At 72.3% G+C, this 20003-nt stretch carries 21 protein-coding genes; 8 read left to right on the plus strand and 13 right to left on the minus strand.

Features of this window, described 5'->3' with window-relative positions:
- The first annotated feature begins 80 nt into the window (after positions 1–80).
- Positions 81–458, plus strand: a complete 378-nt coding sequence (locus ACFYSC_RS03435; protein ID WP_389955937.1) for a hypothetical protein — start codon at positions 81–83, stop codon at positions 456–458.
- Positions 459–609: 151 nt separating this feature from the next.
- On the opposite strand, the gene ACFYSC_RS03440 is transcribed toward ACFYSC_RS03435, so the two are convergent.
- Together ACFYSC_RS03440 and ACFYSC_RS03445 are read right to left on the minus strand one after the other, a co-directional pair.
- Positions 610–1632 carry a hypothetical protein gene (locus tag ACFYSC_RS03440; RefSeq protein ID WP_389955940.1) on the minus strand — a complete coding sequence of 341 codons (1023 nt, stop codon included), beginning with the start codon at positions 1630–1632 and terminating at the stop codon, positions 610–612.
- A gap of 70 nt (positions 1633–1702) precedes the next feature.
- Positions 1703–2593: a DMT family transporter gene (locus tag ACFYSC_RS03445; protein ID WP_389955942.1), complete on the minus strand. Its 891-nt coding sequence runs from the start codon at positions 2591–2593 to the stop codon at positions 1703–1705.
- A 40-nt stretch (positions 2594–2633) separates the two neighbouring features.
- Between ACFYSC_RS03445 and ACFYSC_RS03450 the strand changes: the two genes are divergently transcribed.
- Positions 2634–4097: a PLP-dependent aminotransferase family protein gene (locus ACFYSC_RS03450; protein WP_389955946.1), complete on the plus strand. Its 1464-nt coding sequence runs from the start codon at positions 2634–2636 to the stop codon at positions 4095–4097.
- 313 nt (positions 4098–4410) lie between these two features.
- On the opposite strand, the gene ACFYSC_RS03455 is transcribed toward ACFYSC_RS03450, so the two are convergent.
- Positions 4411–5364 (minus strand): NAD-dependent epimerase/dehydratase family protein, encoded by a 954-nt coding sequence (locus tag ACFYSC_RS03455; protein WP_389955948.1) that lies wholly within the window; start codon positions 5362–5364, stop codon positions 4411–4413.
- A 64-nt stretch (positions 5365–5428) separates the two neighbouring features.
- On the opposite strand from ACFYSC_RS03455, the gene ACFYSC_RS03460 reads away from it, so the two are divergent.
- From ACFYSC_RS03460 to ACFYSC_RS03485, 6 genes are all read left to right on the plus strand, one after another.
- A complete protein-coding gene (locus ACFYSC_RS03460; RefSeq protein WP_389955951.1) occupies positions 5429–6031 on the plus strand; it encodes a TetR/AcrR family transcriptional regulator in 603 nt (200 codons plus the stop codon).
- Positions 6032–6097: 66 nt separating this feature from the next.
- Positions 6098–6340, plus strand: a complete 243-nt coding sequence (locus ACFYSC_RS03465) for a GyrI-like domain-containing protein (RefSeq protein WP_389955954.1) — start codon at positions 6098–6100, stop codon at positions 6338–6340.
- Positions 6337–6858, plus strand: a complete 522-nt coding sequence (locus ACFYSC_RS03470; RefSeq protein WP_389955958.1) for a GyrI-like domain-containing protein — start codon at positions 6337–6339, stop codon at positions 6856–6858. Before ACFYSC_RS03465 ends, ACFYSC_RS03470 begins: the two co-directional genes overlap by 4 nt.
- A gap of 364 nt (positions 6859–7222) precedes the next feature.
- Positions 7223–7912 (plus strand): CGNR zinc finger domain-containing protein, encoded by a 690-nt coding sequence (locus ACFYSC_RS03475; RefSeq protein WP_389955960.1) that lies wholly within the window; start codon positions 7223–7225, stop codon positions 7910–7912.
- Positions 7913–8018: 106 nt separating this feature from the next.
- Positions 8019–8630: a GNAT family N-acetyltransferase gene (locus tag ACFYSC_RS03480; RefSeq protein WP_362928171.1), complete on the plus strand. Its 612-nt coding sequence runs from the start codon at positions 8019–8021 to the stop codon at positions 8628–8630.
- A gap of 86 nt (positions 8631–8716) precedes the next feature.
- On the plus strand, positions 8717–9586 hold the full coding sequence (locus ACFYSC_RS03485; RefSeq protein ID WP_389955964.1) for a 1,4-dihydroxy-2-naphthoate polyprenyltransferase: 870 nt from the start codon (positions 8717–8719) through the stop codon (positions 9584–9586).
- Positions 9587–9683: 97 nt separating this feature from the next.
- Here ACFYSC_RS03485 and ACFYSC_RS03490 read toward each other — a convergent pair whose 3' ends face one another.
- From ACFYSC_RS03490 to ACFYSC_RS03535, 10 genes are all read right to left on the minus strand, one after another.
- On the minus strand, positions 9684–10199 hold the full coding sequence (locus tag ACFYSC_RS03490) for a GNAT family N-acetyltransferase (RefSeq protein WP_389955967.1): 516 nt from the start codon (positions 10197–10199) through the stop codon (positions 9684–9686).
- 226 nt (positions 10200–10425) lie between these two features.
- On the minus strand, positions 10426–11163 hold the full coding sequence (gene dapB / locus ACFYSC_RS03495) for a 4-hydroxy-tetrahydrodipicolinate reductase (protein WP_362928165.1): 738 nt from the start codon (positions 11161–11163) through the stop codon (positions 10426–10428).
- Between the two features lie 241 nt (positions 11164–11404).
- Entirely contained in the window at positions 11405–12715 is a 1311-nt protein-coding gene (locus tag ACFYSC_RS03500; RefSeq protein ID WP_389956344.1) for a M16 family metallopeptidase, read from the minus strand.
- Entirely contained in the window at positions 12715–15051 is a 2337-nt protein-coding gene (locus ACFYSC_RS03505; protein ID WP_389955969.1) for a polyribonucleotide nucleotidyltransferase, read from the minus strand. Before ACFYSC_RS03505 ends, ACFYSC_RS03500 begins: the two co-directional genes overlap by 1 nt.
- Positions 15052–15371: 320 nt before the next feature.
- A complete protein-coding gene (gene rpsO, locus ACFYSC_RS03510) occupies positions 15372–15641 on the minus strand; it encodes a 30S ribosomal protein S15 (RefSeq protein ID WP_179818888.1) in 270 nt (89 codons plus the stop codon).
- 241 nt (positions 15642–15882) lie between these two features.
- Positions 15883–16860, minus strand: a complete 978-nt coding sequence (locus ACFYSC_RS03515) for a bifunctional riboflavin kinase/FAD synthetase (RefSeq protein WP_389955973.1) — start codon at positions 16858–16860, stop codon at positions 15883–15885.
- Positions 16861–17021: 161 nt separating this feature from the next.
- Positions 17022–17921, minus strand: a complete 900-nt coding sequence (gene truB, locus ACFYSC_RS03520; RefSeq protein WP_389955975.1) for a tRNA pseudouridine(55) synthase TruB — start codon at positions 17919–17921, stop codon at positions 17022–17024.
- 201 nt (positions 17922–18122) lie between these two features.
- On the minus strand, positions 18123–19139 hold the full coding sequence (locus tag ACFYSC_RS03525; RefSeq protein WP_389955978.1) for a bifunctional oligoribonuclease/PAP phosphatase NrnA: 1017 nt from the start codon (positions 19137–19139) through the stop codon (positions 18123–18125).
- Positions 19136–19624, minus strand: a complete 489-nt coding sequence (gene rbfA / locus ACFYSC_RS03530; RefSeq protein WP_389955981.1) for a 30S ribosome-binding factor RbfA — start codon at positions 19622–19624, stop codon at positions 19136–19138. Before rbfA ends, ACFYSC_RS03525 begins: the two co-directional genes overlap by 4 nt.
- A 64-nt stretch (positions 19625–19688) precedes the next feature.
- Positions 19689–19988: a DUF503 domain-containing protein gene (locus ACFYSC_RS03535; RefSeq protein WP_179818894.1), complete on the minus strand. Its 300-nt coding sequence runs from the start codon at positions 19986–19988 to the stop codon at positions 19689–19691.
- Between the last annotated feature and the right edge of the window lie 15 nt (positions 19989–20003).

Here is a 20003-nt window from a genome sequence, read left to right on the forward strand (position 1 = left end):
CCGCGGACGCCCTGCGGACCCGCCCGCGACTTCGTGCCGTTTCCGCACGTGGACGGACCTGTCCGCTCTATCCTGACCGCATGCCGTACGTCGAGGAACGCGTCTCCGCGGTGGAGACCGACATCAAAGAGATCAGATCCGACATCACCGAGATCAGGGGTGACATCACAGCGATCAGATCCGACATCGTCTCCATCAAGGACGAGCAGAAGAAGATGCGGAGCGACATCACGTCCATCAAGGACGAGCAGAAGAAGATGCGAAGCGACATCGTCTCCATCAAGGACGAGCAGAAGGAGATGCGGAGCGACATCACGTCCATCAAGAAGGGCCAGACCGCCATGGAGCTGAAGCTCAACCGCGCGGTCGGTGACATCGCCGAGCTGAAGGCCGGGCAGGTCGAGATCCGCGATCTCCTCGCCCGCGTCGTCGGCAGGCTCGAAGGCGTCAGCGGCTGACGTCCCCCGGTCCCGCTCGCCCGCCACCCTCCGGCGGGGAGCACGGCCCCGCTCTTCCGCGGAGAGCATGTATCACCCTCGATACCGGCATAACCGCAAATCCCGACGGAGGGGACCGTAACGCGCCGGGCGCCCGATGGCGGATGTCCGGTCAGAACACCGGGATGATGTCGTCCGGGTCGAGGAAGCCGACCTCGACGCCGTCGATGTCGAGCTCGGGGATCGCGGGGAACTCGATGCCCCAGCGCTGCACGATGGCCCGGATCTTGGCCATCGCCACCCGCCAGTTGTCGGCCTGCTCCTCGTAGGAGAGCACGCCCAGGCCCGCCTCGCGCGCGTGGTCCATCAGGACGCGGTGGTTGGCCAGGAAGTACGGCGGCAGCTCCCAGAAGCCGTCCGGCGGCTCCCACAGGATCATGGACAGGAACACGAACCCCGCCCGGAGCTGCCGGGTGATCAGCGTGCGGGTGTCGTCGGTGAGCCCGGGCCACTCGTTGTCGAGGATGGTCATGCAGATCTGCAGGTGGCGGGACTCGTCCCGGCCGATGCGGTGGAACATCTCGCTGAAGACCGGGTGGCGGGTGCCGCTCGCCATGCCGCGGAAGAGGGTGGAGGCCGCCATCTCCCCCATCATGAAGCTGGTGAACAGCACCGGCAGGGTGTACTTGCCGACGGCGCTGTTGTAGCCGGTCCAGTAGCGGCCGCCGTTGTGGTAGAGCCAGCCGATGTTGTTGTGGGCGGCCTTCTCCAGGTCGGTGACGGGGGTCCAGTCGAGCGGGCCGCCCGGCCAGAGCCTGGCGATGGTGCGCTGGCAGCACTCCTCGTGGTTCATCTCGTCACGGGTGATCGAGAAGAAGCACTTGCGGACCGGGTCCTCCTCGTGCTTCTCGAACGCCTGGATGGTGGCGCGGGCGAAGACCGCCGGGCCGGAGGCGTCGAAGTTGGCCAGCACGGAGAACCAGTACATGATCCCGAGACGCTGCTCGGTCGTGAAGGCGGCCGGGTCGAGGTCGTCCCAGGGCAGGTCGGCGGGGTTCCAGACCATGCGCTTGGACTTCTCGTAGATGGCCGCCAGCTTTTCGGTCTCCACCCGCCATTCCATCGGGTAGATGTTCGGTTGGGGAACCGCGGGGGCGGGCCAGAACCCACCCTCGGGAACCGTCAGGTCCGCCATGATGCCACCCCTTCGGCCGCCCGGTTGTGACAGGCACAGCTCACATCCTGCGCCCGGATGTCACAATCTTTCAAGAGCGTGCCCGTTGGGAGGCGGCGACACACGCGAGCACCGCGACGGCGGCCACGACCGTGACCGGCCCGAACCGCTCGCCCATCAGGAGCCAGGCCCACACCAGCGTCAGCATCGGCTGGGCGAGCTGGGTCTGGCCGGCGCGGGCGATCCCGCCCGCGGCCAGGCCGGCGTACCAGGGGATGAAGCCGAGGAACATGGAGAACAGTCCGACGTAGGCGAACCCCGCGAGCGACACCGCGTCCGGCCGCGATTCCGTCGTCAGTGCCAGTGCGACGGTCACCGGGACGGTGAGGGGCACGGCGACGACGAGGGCATGGGAGATGACGTGCGAACCGGGGATCTCCCGGGCGAGCCGGCCGCCCTCGGTGTAGCCGACGGCGGCCGACACGAGCGCGCCGACGAGCAGCAGGTCGGCTCCGGTGACGTGGCCGCCGCCCCGGCTGAGGGTGAAGGCGGTGATCGCCGCGGCGCCCAGGGCGCACGTCGCCCAGAAGAGCGGCCGGGGCCGCTCCCCGCCGCGTACGGCGGCGCAGGCGGCGGTGGCCGCGGGGAGCAGCCCGATGACCACCGCGGCGTGGGAGGTGCTCGCCCCGGCGGCGAGCGCCAGCCCGCTGAAGAGGGGGAAGCCGACCACGACGCCGGCCGCGATGAGCAGGTAGGGGCCGAGCAGGCGTCGGGGCGGCAGCAGGGGCGCCCGGGTGGCGAGGAGGAAGACCAGCGCCGCGGCGGCGGCGAGGGCGGCCCGGCCGGCGGCCACGAGGTAGGGGTCGAAGCCCCTCATCGCGAATGCCGTGGCCGGGAACGACATGGAGAACGTCAGGACGCCGAGTCCGGCGAGGACGGTGCCGCGCCACGCCGTGTCCGACGGGCCCTCACGGTGGGGCACCGCTACTCGATTCCGGACAATAGCGCTACTCTTATCCATCATGAATGACGATAGCAGTATCGTCCGGCTGGCAGCCAGCATCAGGGAGACCGCCGCCCGGATGCGCCCCGGCGACCGGCTGCCGTCGAGCCGCGAGCTGGTGCGGACCCACGGTGTGAGCCCGGTGACCGTGTCGCGGGCCCTGGGGCGGCTCGCCGCGGAGGGCAGGGTGATCATCAGGCCCGGCAGCGGCACCTACGTCGCCCCCGCCGTTCCCCGCCCGGACGACGCGGCGGACCTGTCCTGGCAGACGGTGGCCCTCGGCGACCGCGTGGTGGACGACGCCGCGGTGAGCGGCCTGCTCACCCCGCCGCCGGAGGGCGTCGTCCCCCTCACCGGCGGCTATCTCCCGGCGGCGCTGCTGCCGGAGCGGGCCCTGTCTGCGGCGGCCTCCCGCGCGGCGCGCCGTCCCGGCGTCTGGGAGACGCCGCCACTGAACGGCCTGGCCGAGCTGCGCGGATGGTTCGCCCGGGAGGCCGGCGGCGGCGTCACCGCGGCCGACGTCCTGGTGGCCGCCGGGGGCCAGGCCGCCCTGACCCACGCCTTCCGCGCGCTGGCCGCGCCGGGCACGGCCGTACTCGTCGAGACGCCCACCTACCCCGGCGCGCTCGCCGCCGCGCGGGCGGCCGGGCTGCGGGCCACGGCCGTGCCGGTGGACCGCGACGGGGTGCGGCCGGAGCTGCTGGCGGAGGCGTTCGCGGTGACGGGCGCGCGGATCTTCTACTGTCAGCCCACCCTGCACAACCCCACCGGCGCGACGCTGCCCCCGGACCGGCGGCACCAGGTGCTCGCGATCGCCCGGGCCGCCGGGGCGTTCGTCGTCGAGGACGACTACGCCAGATATCTGACGACCTCCCCGGCCCCGCCCCCGCTGGTCGCGCTGGACCCCCACGGCACCGTCGTGCACGTCAACTCGCTGACCAAGCCGCTGTCGGCGGGCATGCGGGTCGCGGGGGTCGTCGCCCGCGGACCGGCCGCCCTGCGGCTGCGTGCGAGCCAGGTCGTGGAGTCGTTCTTCGTGCCCAGGCTGCTCCAGGAGACGGCGCTGGAGCTCGTCGGCTCCCCCGCCTGGCCCCGCCACCTGGCGGCGCTGGGCGCCGAGCTGGCGGCCCGCAGGACCGCGCTGGTCACGGAGCTCACCGTCCACCTGCCGGCCGTCGACGTCCACCTCGTGCCCCGGGGCGGCCTCCACCTGTGGTTACGGCTGCCGCCCGGCACCGGCGAGGACGCGGTGGTGGAGGCGGCCCGGCGGGCGGGCGTCACGGTCAGTCCCGGCCGGGTCTATCACCCGGCCGAGCCTCCCGGGCCCCGCATCCGGGTGACCCACTCGGCCGCCGCCCACGTGGCGGAGCTGTCGGAGGGGGTGCGGCGGCTGGCGGCCGCCCTGGGAGTGCCACCGGAATACGGCAGGAACGGGCCGCGGGGTGAGATAGCTGCTGGTCAACCGCCGGTGAGCGCCCCGTAGGTGGTGGAACGGCCGACCTTGAGGGTGCGGGCGGCTTCGGCGACGGAGACGCCGTCGTCGACCAGCCCGCGCGGGGCGGCGAGTTCGGCGGTCCCGATGACGGTGGAGCGGCCCGATCTTCTTGCCGGGCAGCGTGTCGCCGTCGGCTTCGCGGCGTTTGACCGCTTCGATGCCCTCGGCCCGGCGTTCGGCGCGGAGCCCGGACTCGGCCGTGGCGGCCAGGGCGGTGAACGTGAACCGGCCTTCCCGGGTACCGAGGTCGAGGTTCTCGGGGTGGCCCCTGACCCACCGAACCCGGTTCGCCGTTCCACTCCTACCGGCGGGCCGAGTAGGCGCGGTACCAGTCAAGGGTGGCGGTGACGGCGGTGGCGTGCGGAGTCGCGGTGAACGGCCCGAACGTGGCGGTGAACTTCGAAGTGTCGCTCACGAACGGCCGGTCGCGCTGATACCACGTCTCGCCGAGGGCACGCACGGTCGGGTTGAACAGGCCGATCAGACGTTGCGCCGGACGGCCGAGCGCCGCCGTCCTGCAGGGCTTCCCCAGCGCGGCGATCACCAGATCGAGGAACTCCCGGCCCGTCACGGCCGGTGCCGCCGGCAGGTGCCAGACCTGGCCGTCGGCGCGCGTGTCGCGGCCGAGCCTCACCAGACCTCTGGCGATGTCGGGCAAGTAGCCGAGCGTATGGGGCTGGTCGAGCGCCCCGACCCAACGGATGGGCTTGCCGGCCAGCGCCGCCGCGAACACCGTCGCGCCGGCGACGGTGTTGACGCCGCCGGGACCGTAGTAGTCGGAAGCCCTGCCCAGCGCGACACGCAGCTCGCCGGATCGGTGGGCGGCAAGCAGGGACTCGGCCATCTGCGCGCGAACCCGGCCCTTGGGATTGCGGGCGGCGCAGGGCAGCGTCTCGGTCATGGGGGCGCCGACGGGTCCGTACATGTACAGGTTGTCGGCGAGCACGAGCTTGGCACCGGAGGCGGCGGCGCCCTGGCGCACCGCGTCGGTCATACGGGGGAACTCCTCCACCCATCGGTCATAGGCGGGCGCGGCGCAGTGGTAGACGACCTCGGCTCCGGCGCAAGCCGCCTCGGCCCCCTCCACGGTCGTGATGTCGGCGCGGTGGGCCTCCACCCCGGGCAGCGCCGGCACCCGTCCGCTGCGGTTGACGGCGCGGACGCGGCATCCCTGGGAGGCGAGCTCACGGACCACGGAAGCGCCAACGGCCCCTCCGGCGCCGAGGACGACATGCAGATCGGATAGAGCGGGCACGGTGACCTCCCTGTCGACAATTTGGAAACGCTGTTATGAAACATCGTTGCTATATACTTGTCAAATGGCACGCCCACGTACCCGCGACTACGACGAGTTGCGCCGAGACCTCCTGGACGCCGCCGGACGGTTGCTCGCCCAGGAGGGCCCACAGATGCTCAGCACCCGACGCCTGGCCCAGGAGGTCGGCACCTCCACCAAAGCCGTCTATAACCTCTTCGGCGACAAGGCCGGCCTGCTGCGCGCGATGTTCCTGGAGGGATTCGAGCGGCTCGCCGACGAGTTCGCCCGGGTGCCCGCCGACGGCGACCCGGAGGCCGGCCTGATGGCGCTCGGACTCGCCTACCGGGCCTCAGCCCTGGACAACCCGCATCTGTACCAGCTGATGTTCGGCCGCCCCATCGCCGACTTCCAGCCGGACCAAGCGACCCTGGACCAGATCCAAGGCACGTTCGACACGCTGGTACGGGCCGTCACGAGATGCGTCGACGCGGGCCGGTTCGCCCCCGCCGACCCCCGCGATATCGCCGTTCACCTCAACGCCTTGGTCCACGGCCTGGCCAGTCTTGAACTCCTCGGCTCGCTCGGCCCTCGCCCCCAGGCCGACCACCACTGGCATCTCGCCCTGGAGGCGGCTTTCCGCGGCCATCGCACCCCGGCCCCGTAGCCGGTCAGAGTCCAGCCGTGTGTCCCCATTCCTTCTGATCGGGGACGCACGGCTGGACTCTCCCATATGGGGAGACCCCACGCTGGGGGCATGGACGAGGAGCCGTTGCCGATCGGCCGGTTCGCCGGCGCCACTCACGTCGGCCCGTACGGCCAGATCGGGCCGACCGCGCATGCGCTGTTGTCCCGGTGCGCCGAGCGGCGCTGTCCCGTCCGCGGTCCGATCCGCGAGGCGTACGTGCCGGACCCGGCAACCACCCCGCCCGATCGGCTGATCACCCACCTGATGATTCCTTTGGAGGAGCCATGACACCGCGATTGGTCCACTGCGGCCCCGTCGCCTGCCTCAACGTCACCGGCCTGGGCGAGCCCGGCGGCGCCGAGCACGTCTCGGCCATCGGCGCCCTGTACGCTGTGGCCTCCGCCATGGGCGGTCCGGCCGGCCCCCTGGAAGGCCGCTGGTGGGTGGAGGACACCACCCTGCCGCCACTGGAGGTGCCGCGCGACCGATGGCGCTGGCACCTGCTGCTGCCGCTGCCCGACACACCCGAACCCGGGACGGTCGAGACGGCATGTGAGCAGGCCCGCACGTCCGGCGCCGCCGCCGACCGCGTCCAACTGGTCATCTTCACCGAGGGCGAATGCGTGGAACTGCTCCACGAGGGGCCCTACAGCGAAGAGAAAGCGTCACTCGACGTGATGGAGGCGTTCATGGCCGAGCACGGCCTGGTACGCAACGGCCTGCACCACGAGATCTACCTGACCGACTTCACCGATCCCGAACCCAGGACCCTTCTCAGGCAGCCGGTGGCACGCATCGCCGGGTGATCGGCCCGCCGCCGGCGCCGAGAGCGGGTGAAGCCGCCAGAGCCCGGGCGTCGCCCCTTCACAGACCACCCGGCAGGCATCGAAGATGACGCGGCCAAAGGCCGTGCGGGTGTCTACGGCGGACCGGACCGCGGACCGTCCCGGGCCCCGGATGGCGGCGGGACCGCCTCCGGGCCCGGCCCGGGTCGCCGTAGGACCGCCCCGGGCGGATCCGGGCCCGGCCGCGAGGCCGACCGCGGACCCGGTCGCGAGACCGCCGCAGGGAAGCCCGCGCCCCTGAACACCGCCGAACCGTCCATGGTGGAGTCGCACGGAATACAACCCTCTAATGCCATACAGTGGTTGCGAAGAGGTGATCGCCCCGATGAACGATCCTGCCGCCCTGGTCTGCGACTTCGTGAACACCTACGACGTCGAGAGCGGCGCCGACACGATCCCGTCCCCCGCGGCGCTGGCGGCCTGGCTCGCCGGGCGCGGGCTGGCCGCGCCGTCCGACACGGCCACCGCCGACGACCTCGCGCTGGCCGTCGCCCTGCGGGAGACCCTGCGCGAGGCGCTCCGCCGTAACCACGCCCCCCGCAACCGCGACGCCCACGGCCGCGGCGACGCCCGCGACCGCGATGACCTCCACGGCGTCCGCGACGCCGATGCCCCCGGCGGCCCCGGCGGCCCCGGCGGGCCGGCGGACGATGACGTGCCCGGCGACGGACGGTCCGGCCCTCCGTCGCGGGTGCTCGCCGGGCTCCCGCTGCGGGTGGTCCTGACGGCCGGCGAACCGGCCCTGGAGCCGGTCGCGGAGGGGACGCCCGCAGGGCTGGCGCGGATCGCGGCGGCGGTGATGGCCGCGCACGCGGCCGGGATGTGGTCCAGACTGAAGGTGTGCACCGAGAGCACCTGCCAGTGGGCGTTCGTCGACTCCTCGAAGAACCGCTCGCGGTCCTGGTGCTCCATGAGGGTGTGCGGCAACCGTACAAAGACTCGGGCATATCGGGCACGACGTCAGGCGGAGACCGGATCGCGTCATCTACGAGCCGGATTCCCCGATACGGTGTAGGTGCCTGTCTCACGGATCACCGCGCCTGATGCCCGCTCGCGCGGCCGGAGAACCGCGAGGCAGCGCGTCCTGAGGCGACGGCACGGCAGCAAAGGAGCGGGCCGAGATGGCAGACGTAGGCGTGCGGGTGGCTCGGCACGATGATGTCGCCGCGGTGACGAGCACCCAGATTCGCGCCTGGAAATACGGCTACCGGGACTTCCTTCCCGAGGGGCCGCTCGAGCAGATGACCAACGCGGCGGCCGAGGCGATGTGGCGGCGCCAGTGGGACGAGGCGATCGTCAGCCCGCCGTCCTCCCGCCACCGGGTCCTGGTGGCGGTCGAGCAGGTCGTCCTCGACACCGACGCGTTCCCCGCGCTCGGCCCCGGCGGGATCGAGGCCGCCGCGGCGATGCGGGGCGCCGAGCGTGTGGTGGGCCTGGCCTCCCACGCCCCCGCCGAGGACCCCGACCTGAACCCGGACACCACGGCGGAGATGCTCAGCTTCCTGGTGGACCCCGACTACGTCCGGCGCGGGCACGGCAGCCGCCTGCTCAACGCGACGGTCGACTACCTCCGCGACGACGGCTACCACACCATCGTGACGTGGGTCTTCGCCGACAACCACCGGGTCCTCGGGTTCCTGGAATCGGCGGGGTGGGGTGAGGACGGGGCCGAGCGGGTCCTTAACATGGGGCGGCCGGTGCGGATGGTCCGCCTGGCCACCGACATCAGCTGAACGCCGGCGCGCGCCGGCCCGGGGCCGCGATGCGCCCGGGACCGGCCGCGGGCCGGTGACAACGCTCGAGAGGAACCCCGCAGCCCATGGCCACCCCGAGCCAGTGGATCGCCGGAGCACGTCCGCGCACCCTTCCCGCCGCCGTCGTCCCCGTCGCCGTCGGCACCGGCGTCGCGATCGGGGACGGCGGGGCGGTGTGGTGGCGCGCCCTGCTCGCCCTGTTCGTGGCGCTCGCCCTGCAGATCGGGGTGAACTACTCCAACGACTACAGCGACGGCGTGCGCGGCACCGACGACCAGCGGGTCGGGCCGATGCGCCTGGTCGGCTCGGGGGCGGCGGCGCCCCGCCAGGTCCTCGCCGCGGCCCTGGGCTGCTTCGCCGCCGCCGCGGTGGCGGGCCTGGCGCTGGTCGTGGTCACCCGGGCGTGGTGGCTGCTGGCGGTGGGCGCGCTGGCGATCGCTGCGGCCTGGTTCTACACCGGCGGCTCGCGGCCCTACGGCTACCGCGCGCTCGGCGAGCTGTCGGTGTTCGTGTTCTTCGGCCTGGTGGCGACGGCGGGCACGACGTTCGTCCAGCTCGAACGGCTCTCCTGGACCGCCCTGGCGGCCTCCGTGCCGGTCGGCCTGCTGGCCTGCGCGATGCTGGTGGTCAACAACCTGCGTGACATCACCACCGACGGTCCGGCGGGCAAGCGCACCATGGCCGTGCTGCTGGGCGACCACCGTACCCGCGTCCTCTACACCCTCTGCCTCGTCCTGCCGCTGGCCGTCGCGCTCGTCATGGCGGTGTGGCGGCCGTTCACGGCGCTGGCCATCCTGTCCGCGCCGCTGGCGATCGCCCCGGTGCTGTTCGTCGGGCGCGGCGCAACCGGCCCGGCCCTGATCGCCACACTCCAGCAGACGGGCCGTTTCCAGCTCGCCTTCGGCCTGCTGTTCACCGTCGGCCTCGCCCTCTGACAAGGGCCGCCGAGCCGGTCCGGCCCTCCGTACGGGCCCGGCCCGGCGGCCCCGGCGGCCACCGGTGATCCTCACGGTCCGGCCGGTGCGCCGGGGTTCAGGCGGCCAGCGGGCGGCGCATCACCACGCGGGGCGCGAGCTCGATGCCCAGCTCGCGCTCATGCGCCACCAGCGCGGCCATCTCCGGCCCCCACTCCGCGGGATCCAGTACGGCGAAGCCGCGCCGGGCGTACCAGGGCGCGTTCCACGGCACGTCCCGGAACGTCGTCAGCGTCACCGCCGACGCGCCGACCGAGGCCGCGTGGTCGCAGACCGCCTCCAGCAGCCGCCCCCCGATGCCGCGCCGCCCGTGATCCGGGTGGACGGCGAGCTGGTCGAGGTGGACGCCGCCGTCCACCCAGCCGATCATGGCGAAGCCGACCGGCGGTGTGCCGGCCACCAGGACCCGCGACGGGTCGCCGGTCTCCGCGATCGTCGTGGGGTCGGGCGGGAAGATGATGCCCACCGCGGCGAACATCCCGTCGGCGGCGGTCTCCACCGCGGCCAGCCCGGGCAGCTCCCCCGCCTCGGCCCAGCGCGCCCCGCCCGGATCCGGGCGTCGATCTCCTGTCACGGGATCGGAGGATACCGGAGCATGCGCTTCCTCCCCAGGTGACCGGCATGCCGGGAAAGCCGCCGGAGGCCGATGACCCGGAGCATGGAAGGCCCGCCGGACAGCCGGGACGGGAGGGCCGGTGGAGGTCCGCGGCGCGGTGTCCGGAGCCCCCGTCCGGTGGGCTCCGCCGGACGAACCTCCTCAGGGCCCGCCGGATACCGCCGGACGGGCCCAGGACGGTCTCTCAGAGGTCGAGCAGGTGCTCCAGGCCCACGGTGAGCCCCGGCGTCTCCCCCACCCGGCGCACGCCCAGCAGGACGCCGGGGGTGAACGACGAGCGGTTCATGGTGTCGTGGCGGATGGTGAGGGTCTCGCCGTCCCCGCCCAGCAGCACCTCCTGGTGGGCGATCAGCCCGGCCAGCCGTACGGCGTGGACGCGGACCCCGTCCACCTCGGCGCCGCGCGCGCCCTCCAGCTCGGCGCTGGTGGCGTCGGGCATCGGCCCGGCCCCGGCCTTGCGCCGCGCCTCGGCGACCAGCTCCGCCGTACGGCGGGCGGTGCCGGAGGGCGCGTCGGCCTTGTTCGGGTGATGCAGCTCGACGATCTCGACGGAGTCGAAGTAGCGGGCGGCCTGCTGGGCGAAGTGCATCATCAGCACGGCCGCGATGCCGAAGTTGGGGGCGATCAGCGCGTTGACGCCGGGGCTGGCATCGAGCCAGCCGCGCACGGTGGACAGCCGCCCGGCGTCGAAGCCGGTGGTGCCGACCACCGGGTGGACGCCGTGGGCGATGCACCATTCGAGGTTGCCCATGACGACGTCGGGGTGGGTGAAGTCCACCACCACGTCGCAGCCGGTGAGCCCCTCGATCGGGTCGCCCTTGTCGAGGGGGGCGACCAGCTCCAGGTCACCGGCGGCCTCGACGGCCTTGCACACTTCCCTGCCGACGCGTCCGCGCGCGCCCAGAACTCCAACCCTGATCACGGCCACAGGCTATACCGTCGGCCGTCCCGCCCCCTCGCGAGCACCGCCCGGCGCGGCGGAGGAGCGGCTCGGGCGCCGGACGGCCAGGACACGGGACGGCCAGGACACGGGACGGCCAGGACACGGGACGGCCAGGACACGGGACGGCCAGGACACGGGACGGCCAGGACACGGGACGGCCCCGGCGCTCGGGAGCGCCGGGGCCGTCCGTGATGCCGTGAGACCGTGACCTCGAAGCCGGTCAGCCGGTCAGAGCCGCGCTGAAGTCCTTGCCCTCGTAGGGCCCGATCACCGCGAGGGTCATCGGGCGGCTGAGGACGTCACGGGCGACGGCGGTGATCTCCTCGGGGGTGACCGCGTCGATCCGGGCGAGGATCTCGTCCACCGACAGGTGCTCGTCGAAGACCAGCTCGCCCTTGCCGATCCTGGACATCCGGGAGCCGGTGTCCTCCAGGCCCAGCACCAGGCCGCCGCGCATCTGCCCCTTGCCCCGGCCGATCTCCTCTGAGGAGATGCCCTCGGCGGTGACCCGCAGGAGCTCCTCGCGGCAGATCTTCAGCACCTCGTCGATCTTCGACGGCAGGCAGCCGACGTAGACGCCGAACTGGCCGGTGTCGGCGTAGGAGGAGGTGTAGGAGTACGCCGAGTAGGCGAGCCCCCGCTTCTCCCGGATCTCCTGGAACAGCCGCGACGACATGCCGCCGCCGAGCGCCGCGTTCAGCACGCCGAGCGCGAAGCGGCGGTCGTCGGTGCGGACCAGGCCGGTCGTGCCGAGGACCAGGTTGGCCTGCTCGGTCGGCCGGTGCAGCACCCGGACGCCGGAGTGCGACTCGACGCCGGGGCCCGAGACGCGCGGGGGGACCGGCGCGGCGTCGCCGCCGAGGGCTCCGGCCCGCTCGTAGGCGGCGGCGACCAGTTCGACGACCCGCTCGTGGGTGACGTTGCCCGCCACCGCCACGACGGTGTGCGTGGGCAGGTAGTGCCGTCGGTAGTACTCGGCGATCCGGTCGCGGTCGATGGCGTTGATCGACTCGACCGTGCCGAGGATCGGCCGCCCGACGGGCGTGTCACCGTACAGCTCCGCGGAGAACTGCTCGTGCACCACGTCCGACGGGTCGTCGTCGTGCATGGCGATCTCCTCGAGGATCACGCCACGCTCGGCCTCGACGTCCTCGGGGGTGATGACCGAGGAGGTGACCACGTCGGAGAGGACGTCGATCGCCACCCGCAGGTCCTCGTCGAGGACCCGCGCGTAGTAGCAGGTGTACTCCTTGGAGGTGAAGGCGTTGATCTCACCGCCGATGCCCTCGATCGCCGCGGAGATCTCCAGCGCGTCCCGCGTGGGGGTGCCCTTGAACAGCAGGTGCTCAAGGAAGTGGGAGGCCCCCATGTGCTCGGGGGTCTCGTCCCTCGATCCGATGCCGACCCACATGCCGACCGCGACGGAACGCACGGTCGGCATGGACTCGGTCACCACCCGGAGCCCACCGGGGAGGACGGTGCGCCGCACCACCCCGGCGCCGTCCTTGCCGGGGTGCAGAGTGGTCGTGATCACGAGTTGCGGTCTTCCCCCCCGCGGCCGCCGCCGCCGTTGCCGCTGCGGGTACGGGTGCGGGTGCGGCGCGGCCGCTCCTCACCGGACTCGGCCGGGGCGGCGGACGCGACGGGAGCGGCGTCACCCGACTCCGGCGTGCCGGCCTCGCCCCTGGCCTCCGCCTCCCGCTCCACGACCTCGACCGGGACCAGGGACAGCTTGCCGCGCGAGTCGATCTCGGCGATCTCCACCTGGACCTTCTCGCCGACGTTCATGACGTCCTCGACGTTCTCGATGCGCTTGCCGCCGTGCAGCTTGCGGATCTGGGAGACGTGCAGCAGACCGTCCTTGCCCGGCATGAGGGAGATGAAGGCGCCGAAGGCGGCGATCTTGACGACCGTGCCCAGGTAGCGCTCCCCGACCTCCGGCATGTGCGGGTTGGCGATGGCGTTGATCGCCGACCGGGCCGCCTCGGCGGACGGGCCGTCGGTGGCGCCGATGTAGATCGTTCCGTCGTCCTCGATCGTGATCTCGGCGCCGGTGTCGTCCTGGATCTGGTTGATCATCTTGCCCTTCGGGCCGATGACCTCGCCGATCTTGTCGACCGGGACCTTGATCGTGATGATGCGCGGCGCGGTGGCGTTCATCTCCGCCGGGGAGTCGATCGCCTCCTGCATCACGTCGATGATGGCCAGACGCGCACCCTTGGCCTGCTTCAGCGCGGCGCCCAGGATCGAGGCGGGGATGCCGTCGAGCTTGGTGTCGAGCTGCAGCGCGGTGATGACGTCCTTGGTGCCGGCGACCTTGAAGTCCATGTCGCCCATGGCGTCCTCGGCCCCGAGGATGTCGGTCAGCGTGACGTACTGGTCGCCCTCGTTGATCAGGCCCATCGCGATGCCGGCGACGATGCCCTTGAGCGGGACGCCCGCGTCGAGCAGCGCCATCGTCGAGGCGCAGACCGAGCCCATGGAGGTCGAGCCGTTGGAGCCGAGCGCCTCGGAGACCTGGCGGATCGCGTAGGGGAACTCCTCGCGGGCCGGCAGGACCGGGATGAGCGCCCGCTCGGCGAGCGCGCCGTGGCCGATCTCGCGGCGCTTGGGCGAGCCCACCCGGCCGGTCTCGCCGGTGGAGTAGGGCGGGAAGTTGTAGTTGTGCATGTAGCGCTTGGTGCGCTCGGGGTTGAGCGTGTCGATCATCTGCTCCATGCGGAGCATGTTCAGCGTCGTGATGCCCATGATCTGGGTCTCGCCGCGCTCGAACAGGGCCGAGCCGTGCACCCGGGGCACGACGTGGACCTCGGCGTTGAGCTGGCGGATGTCCTTGACCCCACGGCCGTCGATGCGGACGCCCTCGTTGATGACCCGCTCGCGCATGAGCTTCTTGGTCACCGTGCGGAAGGCCGCGGAGATCTCCTTCTCGCGACCCTCGAAGTCGGCGCCCAGCTTCTCCAGCGCCAGGGCCTTGACGCGGTCGAGCTCGGCCTCGCGCTCCTGCTTGCCGGCGATGGTCAGCGCCGCGGCGAGCTCGCTGCGGATCGCGGTGGTCACCGCCTCCAGGACGTCGTCCTGGTAGTCGAGGAACAGCGGGTACTCGGCGGTCTCCTTCGCGGCGACCTTGGCGATCCTGGCCTGCGCGTCGCACAGCACCTTGATGAACGGCTTGGCCGCCTCGAGGCCCTGCGCCACGGTCTCCTCGGTCGGCGCGACGGCGCCGTCGGCGACGAGCTTGAGCGTGTCACGGGTGGACTCGGCCTCGACCATCATGATCGCGACGTCGCCGTCGTCCAGGACGCGGCCGGCGACCACCATGTCGAAGGTGGCGCGCTCCAGCTCCGGGTGGGTCGGGAACCCGACCCACTGGCCGTCGATCAGCGCGACGCGGACGCCGCCGATCGGGCCGGAGAAGGGCAGCCCGGCGAGCTGGGTGGACAGGGACGCGGCGTTGATCGCGACCACGTCGTACAGGTGGTCGGGGTGCAGCGCCAGGATGGTCGCCACGACCTGGATCTCGTTGCGCAGGCCCTTGACGAACGACGGGCGCAGCGGCCGGTCGATCAGGCGGCAGGTGAGGATGGCGTCCTCGGAGGGACGGCCCTCACGGCGGAAGAAGGAGCCGGGGATGCGGCCCGCGGCGTACATCCGCTCCTCGACGTCGACCGTCAGCGGGAAGAAGTCGAGGTTCTCCTTGGGATGCTTCGAGGCGGTGGTGGCCGAAAGGACCATCGTCTCGTCGTCGAGATAGACGACGGCGGAACCCGCCGCCTGGCGCGCCAGGCGCCCGGTCTCGAACCGGACGGTACGCGTGCCGAATGAGCCGTTGTCGATGACGGCTTCGCTGTTGTGGACACCCTCCACGGGGGACCTCCTTGTGGGATCGGTCGCCCGCGCCCGGTCAGGCACGCGTGTCGCGCCTGACCTCCTTTTGCCGGCCTCCCCGTGGTGCAGCGCCGGTCTTCGATCGAAGCGCCCGGTTCCGTACGGCTCTCGCCGTGATGACCGGGGGCCACTACCGAGGACCGGCCCTCCCACGCCGTGGGGCGCGCTTGCTGGCGGACGCGGGGCAGTTGTCTCGGCTGTTCAGTTTTGCGCATCGGACCGGTGCTCCTGTGGCGCGACGCGCCGGGCACCTTCCGATGTGGCCGGGGAGCGGCGCGTCGCGCCGCTCCCCGATCATTCTATCGCCGCAGGCCGAGCCGCTCGATGAGCGAACGGTAACGCTCGATGTCCTTGCTGGCGAGGTACTTGAGCAGACGGCGACGACGACCGACGAGCAGCAGCAGGCCGCGGCGGCTGTGGTGGTCGTGCTTGTGCACCTTCAGGTGCTCGGTGAGCTCGCTGATGCGCTTGCTGAGCAGCGCGATCTGCACCTCGGGGGAACCGGTGTCGGTCTCGCCCTTGGCGTACTCACCGATGATCTGCTTCTTTGCTGCGGTGTCGAGCGACACGTGTCTCCTTGAACCTCTACGGGCACGCGGGATCTCAGATGCCCGAGCGACCGTGCGTGCCTACAGTCGCCGTGGCGGCGTCAGCACCGGCGTGGCGGCGTCGCCGACCTCGCCAATTACAGAACTGACATGCCAGATTACCACCCGGCTCCAAGGTCTCGCACATCCGGTGCCGCGTACCCCGCGCGTCCGCCGTACTCCCGCGGACCGCTTTCACGCGGGCGGGAGCCCGGGAGACGGCTCAGAAGGAGCCGGGAGGGGTCCAGGTGCCGGTGAGGAGACGCGCCCGGTCGACGTCGGCGCGCATCTGCCCGATGAGCGCCTCGACCGAGTCGAACCTGAGGTTGTCGCGGAGCCGCGGCCCGAAGTCGACGGCCACGTGGGCGCCGTACAGCTCCAGGTCGTCGCGGTCGAGCGCGTACGCCTCGACGGTGCGGGGCACGCCCTCGAAGGTCGGGTTGGTGCCCACGGAGATCGCGGCGGGCCAGCGCTCGCCGTCGTAGGCGACGGGGAGGTTGCCGTTGGGGACGCACTGCAGCCAGCCGGCGTAGACGCCGTCCGCGGGGATCGCGGTGAAGGCGGGCGACTCGACGTTGGCCGTGGGGAAGCCGAGCTGCCGGCCCCGCTGGTAACCGCGGACCACCACGCCCTCGACCCGGTGCGGGCGGCCGAGCGCCACCGCGACGGCCTCGGTGTCGCCGGCGGCCAGCCCGTCCCGGATGAGGGTGGAGGAGATGATCTCCCCGTCGCTCACCAGCGGGACGGCCTCGGCCACGAAGTCGTACTTCTCGCCGAGCGTCTGCAGCGTCTCGATGTCACCGGCGGCCTTGTGGCCGAACCGGAAGTTCTCCCCGACCACGACGCCGCCGGCGTGCAGCCGGTCGACCAGGATGGTCTGCACGAACTCGTCCGGGCTCATCCGGGAGAACTCCAGGGTGAACGGCAGCACGCAGACCGCGTCCACGCCGAGCGCGGCCAGCAGCTCGGTGCGGTGCCGGGGCGTCGTCAGCCTCAACGGGTGCGTGCCCGGCCGCACCACCTCCTCCGGGTGGGGGTCGAAGGTGACCACGACCGAGGACATGCCGAGCTCGCGGGCCATCTCCACGGCGCGGGCCACCATCTTCTGGTGACCGCGGTGAACCCCGTCGAAGACGCCGATCGTGATGACGGACCTGCCCCAGTCCCCGGGCACGTCTTCCAATCCGTGCCAGCCTCGCACCGCAGCCTCTTCCCTCGTACCGGATCGACTTCCTAAAGCCTGCCACGTCCCGGGGGCTTTCCCGCAACCGGGGAGGCCGACGGAGATGACAGGTCACCTTACCCCGGACGCGGGAGCCGCCCTTCCGGGCACCGCCCCCGGGACGCGGGGACGCGCCGCCCTCAGGGCACGAAGACCGCCAGCGACCTGGTGAACCCGCCGCGCTCCTCGACCAGCGCCAGGAGCGTGCCGTCCGGGCCGAACACCCCGATCGGCCCCTCGCCGGCCCCCAGGGCGGGAAGCCGCCCGCCGTGCCCGACGACGGCCGCCTCCTCGGCGGTCACGTCCCGCCTCGGGAAGGCCGCCGCCACCGCCTCGGCCATCGGGGTGATCACGCAGTCCGCGGCGAGCTGCTCGATGGTCCGGGCCGTCGCCAGGCCGTAGGGGCCGACCCGGGTGCGGCGCAGGAACGTCAGGTGTCCCCCGGTGCCCAGCGCGGCGCCCAGGTCGCGGGCCAGGGCCCGGATGTAGGTGCCGCTGGAGCAGGTCACCGAGGCGTCGACGTCGACGACGTCGCCCTCGCGGCGGACGGCGGTGACCTCGAAGGCCGAAACGGTGACCGGCCGTCCGCTCAGTTCCACCTCCTCCCCCGCCCGGGCCCGCTTGTAGGCCCGCTCGCCGTTCACCTTGATGGCGCTGACCTGCGGCGGGACCTGCGTGATCCGGCCGGTCAGCGCGGCGACGCCCTTGGCGATCCCCTCGTCGGAGATGTGCGCGGCGGACGCCGTGGCGGTGACCTCGCCCTCCGCGTCGTCGGTGTTGGTGGACGCCCCGAGCCTGATCGTGGCGTCGTAGCCCTTCTCGGTGAGCGCGAGGTGCCCCAGCAGCCGGGTGGCCTTCTCCACGCCGACCACCAGCACCCCGGTGGCCATCGGGTCCAGCGTGCCGGCGTGTCCCACCCGGCGGGTGCCGGCGATGCCGCGGAGCTTGCCGACGACGTCGTGGGAGGTCCATCCGGCGGGCTTGTCCACCACGATCAGCCCGCTCGGCGGCGGGGTGCGCTTGGCGCGAGCCGTACTCATGTCGGGGTCGTCCTTCTGCGAGAGCCTCTGCGGGAGCTTCGGCGGGGTCCTTCCGGGCGCGGGTTCCTCCGGGCCGGGATTCTTACCGGCGGGGATTCCTCCGGGTCCGGTCTCTCCGGGTACGGGTTCCGGTGCGAGTTCTCGGTGCGGGTTCCGATGCGGTCCCTCCGGGCACGGGTTCCTCAGGCGGTGCGGGGTTCCTCAGGCGGCGCGGCGCAGCAGCGCGCGGAAGGCGGCCATCGTCTGCTCGACGGGCTGGTGGGAGGTGAAGCCCGCCGCCTTGGCGTGCCCTCCGCCGCCCAGAGTGGCGCAGACGCGGGAGAGGTCGATCCCACCCTTGGAGCGGGTGGAGACCTGCCAGGCTCCCTCGTCGTCCTCCTTGAGGATCACCGCCACGTCCGCGTCGTCGGTGCGGCGGACCACGTCGATGATGCCCTCCACCTCGTGGTACGGCAGGCCGTATGCCTCCCGGTCGTCGTGGGTGACGTACGTCCAGACCAGACCCAGGCCGTCGCCCGCCTCCGGTTCCAGGACCACCCGCTCCAGGGCGAGGCCGAGCACCCGGAGGTAGCCGAACGGGGAGCGGTCCCACAGCTCCCGGGCGATCTCCTCGGGGTTCAGGCCGGTGGCGATGAGCCGCCCGGCCATGGCGTGCACCTCGGAGGTGGTCGAGGAGTGCCGGAACGACCCGGTGTCGGTGACCAGCCCGGCGTAGAGGCAGGTCGCGATGTCCCGGTCGACCGGCAGGCCGAGCCGCCGGATCAGCTCCTCGGCGAGCACAGCGGTGGCCGCCGCGCCGGGGTCGACCAGGTTGAGCGTGCCGAAGCCGGTGTTGGACGGGTGGTGGTCGACCACCACCAGTTCGCGCGCCTTGCCCGCGACGCGGGCCAGCTCGCCCAGCCGGTCGGGGATGGGCGCGTCGAAGGAGATCATCAGCTCGGGCGCGGCGGGGTAGTCGTCGGGGTCGACGAGGAGATCCTGGCCCGGCAGGAAACGCAGCAGCCGGGGCACCGTGAAGCCGCGCTCCCCGAAGGAGGCCACGACCCGCTTGCCCACCGCCCGCAGCGCCAGCCCGACCGCCAGGGTCGAGCCGAGCGCGTCGCCGTCCGGGGAGATGTGGCAGGCCAGCGCGACCTCCTCCGCGGAGGAGATCAGCTCGACGGCCCGGTCCCAGTCACGACCGGGAACCGGGCCCTCGTCACGCGGCTGCGGCGTCACGTCGCCGAGCGTCCCGCGCGCTCGGACGGCTCGTCCTCGGCCTCGCCGGCCTCGTCCACGCCGTCCCTGTCCTCGGGCTTGCGGTAGGGGTCGGCCTCACCGGCGTGCCTCGCGCTCTCCGCCCGCCTGGCGATCTCGGCGTCCCTGGCCTTCGCCTCGGCGAACAGGCCGTCGAGGTGCCGGGCGTTGTCGGGGAGGGGGTCGTGGGTGAACAGCAGCGTCGGCGTGTGCCGCAGCCCGGTCTGGCGGCCCACCTCCGAGCGGATGAGCCCCTTGGCGCTCTCCAGAGCCGCCGCCGAGTCGGCCCGCTCGGCCTCGGAGCCGAACACGGTGTAGAACACCGTCGCCTCACTCAGGTCGTTGGTGACCCGCGTGTCGGTCACCGTCACGAAACCCAGCCGAGGGTCCTTGATCCGGCGCTCCAGCATCTCGGCGACGATCTGCTGGATCCGGTCGGCGATCTTACGTGCGCGCCCTGCGTCCATGTTCGCTCTCCCCCCTTCTCACAGTACGGCCGGGCGCAAGCGGGGGGCGGCCGGCCGTCTGCGGCTAGTCCTCGTTGTCGTTGTAGAGCCGCTGCCTGGCCGACAGCAACTCGATCTCCGGATGGAACGCGACCAGGCGCTCGCAGTCGTCCATGACCGCGCCGCAGTTCGCGGCGGTCGCCGAGACGACCGCGATCCCGATCTCCGTACGGCGGTGCAGGTCCAGATGGCCGGTCTCGGCGACGGCCACACCCGGGAACCGTCGCTGCACCTCGGCGATGATGGGTCGCACCACGGAGCGCTTCTGCTTCAGCGAGCGGACGTCGCCGAGCAGGATGTCCAGTGTGAGGGCACCTACATACATGTCGGATCACGCCAC

Source organism: Streptosporangium sp. NPDC004379 (assembly GCF_042873875.1).
Taxonomy (GTDB): Bacteria; Actinomycetota; Actinomycetes; order Streptosporangiales; family Streptosporangiaceae; genus Streptosporangium.

What these genes read in the sequence shown, in the direction of transcription:
- ACFYSC_RS03435 (WP_389955937.1), top strand. Translation starts at nt 81, where the DNA reads ATGCCGTACGTCGAGGAACGCGTCTCCGCGGTGGAGACCGACATCAAA.
- ACFYSC_RS03440 (WP_389955940.1), bottom strand. Translation starts at nt 1,632, where the DNA reads ATGGCGGACCTGACGGTTCCCGAGGGTGGGTTCTGGCCCGCCCCCGCG.
- ACFYSC_RS03450 (WP_389955946.1), top strand. Translation starts at nt 2,634, where the DNA reads ATGAATGACGATAGCAGTATCGTCCGGCTGGCAGCCAGCATCAGGGAG.
- ACFYSC_RS03460 (WP_389955951.1), top strand. Translation starts at nt 5,429, where the DNA reads ATGGCACGCCCACGTACCCGCGACTACGACGAGTTGCGCCGAGACCTC.
- ACFYSC_RS03465 (WP_389955954.1), top strand. Translation starts at nt 6,098, where the DNA reads ATGGGGAGACCCCACGCTGGGGGCATGGACGAGGAGCCGTTGCCGATC.
- ACFYSC_RS03470 (WP_389955958.1), top strand. Translation starts at nt 6,337, where the DNA reads ATGACACCGCGATTGGTCCACTGCGGCCCCGTCGCCTGCCTCAACGTC.
- ACFYSC_RS03475 (WP_389955960.1), top strand. Translation starts at nt 7,223, where the DNA reads ATGAACGATCCTGCCGCCCTGGTCTGCGACTTCGTGAACACCTACGAC.
- ACFYSC_RS03480 (WP_362928171.1), top strand. Translation starts at nt 8,019, where the DNA reads ATGGCAGACGTAGGCGTGCGGGTGGCTCGGCACGATGATGTCGCCGCG.
- ACFYSC_RS03485 (WP_389955964.1), top strand. Translation starts at nt 8,717, where the DNA reads ATGGCCACCCCGAGCCAGTGGATCGCCGGAGCACGTCCGCGCACCCTT.
- truB (WP_389955975.1), bottom strand. Translation starts at nt 17,921, where the DNA reads ATGAGTACGGCTCGCGCCAAGCGCACCCCGCCGCCGAGCGGGCTGATC.
- rbfA (WP_389955981.1), bottom strand. Translation starts at nt 19,624, where the DNA reads ATGGACGCAGGGCGCGCACGTAAGATCGCCGACCGGATCCAGCAGATC.
- ACFYSC_RS03535 (WP_179818894.1), bottom strand. Translation starts at nt 19,988, where the DNA reads ATGTATGTAGGTGCCCTCACACTGGACATCCTGCTCGGCGACGTCCGC.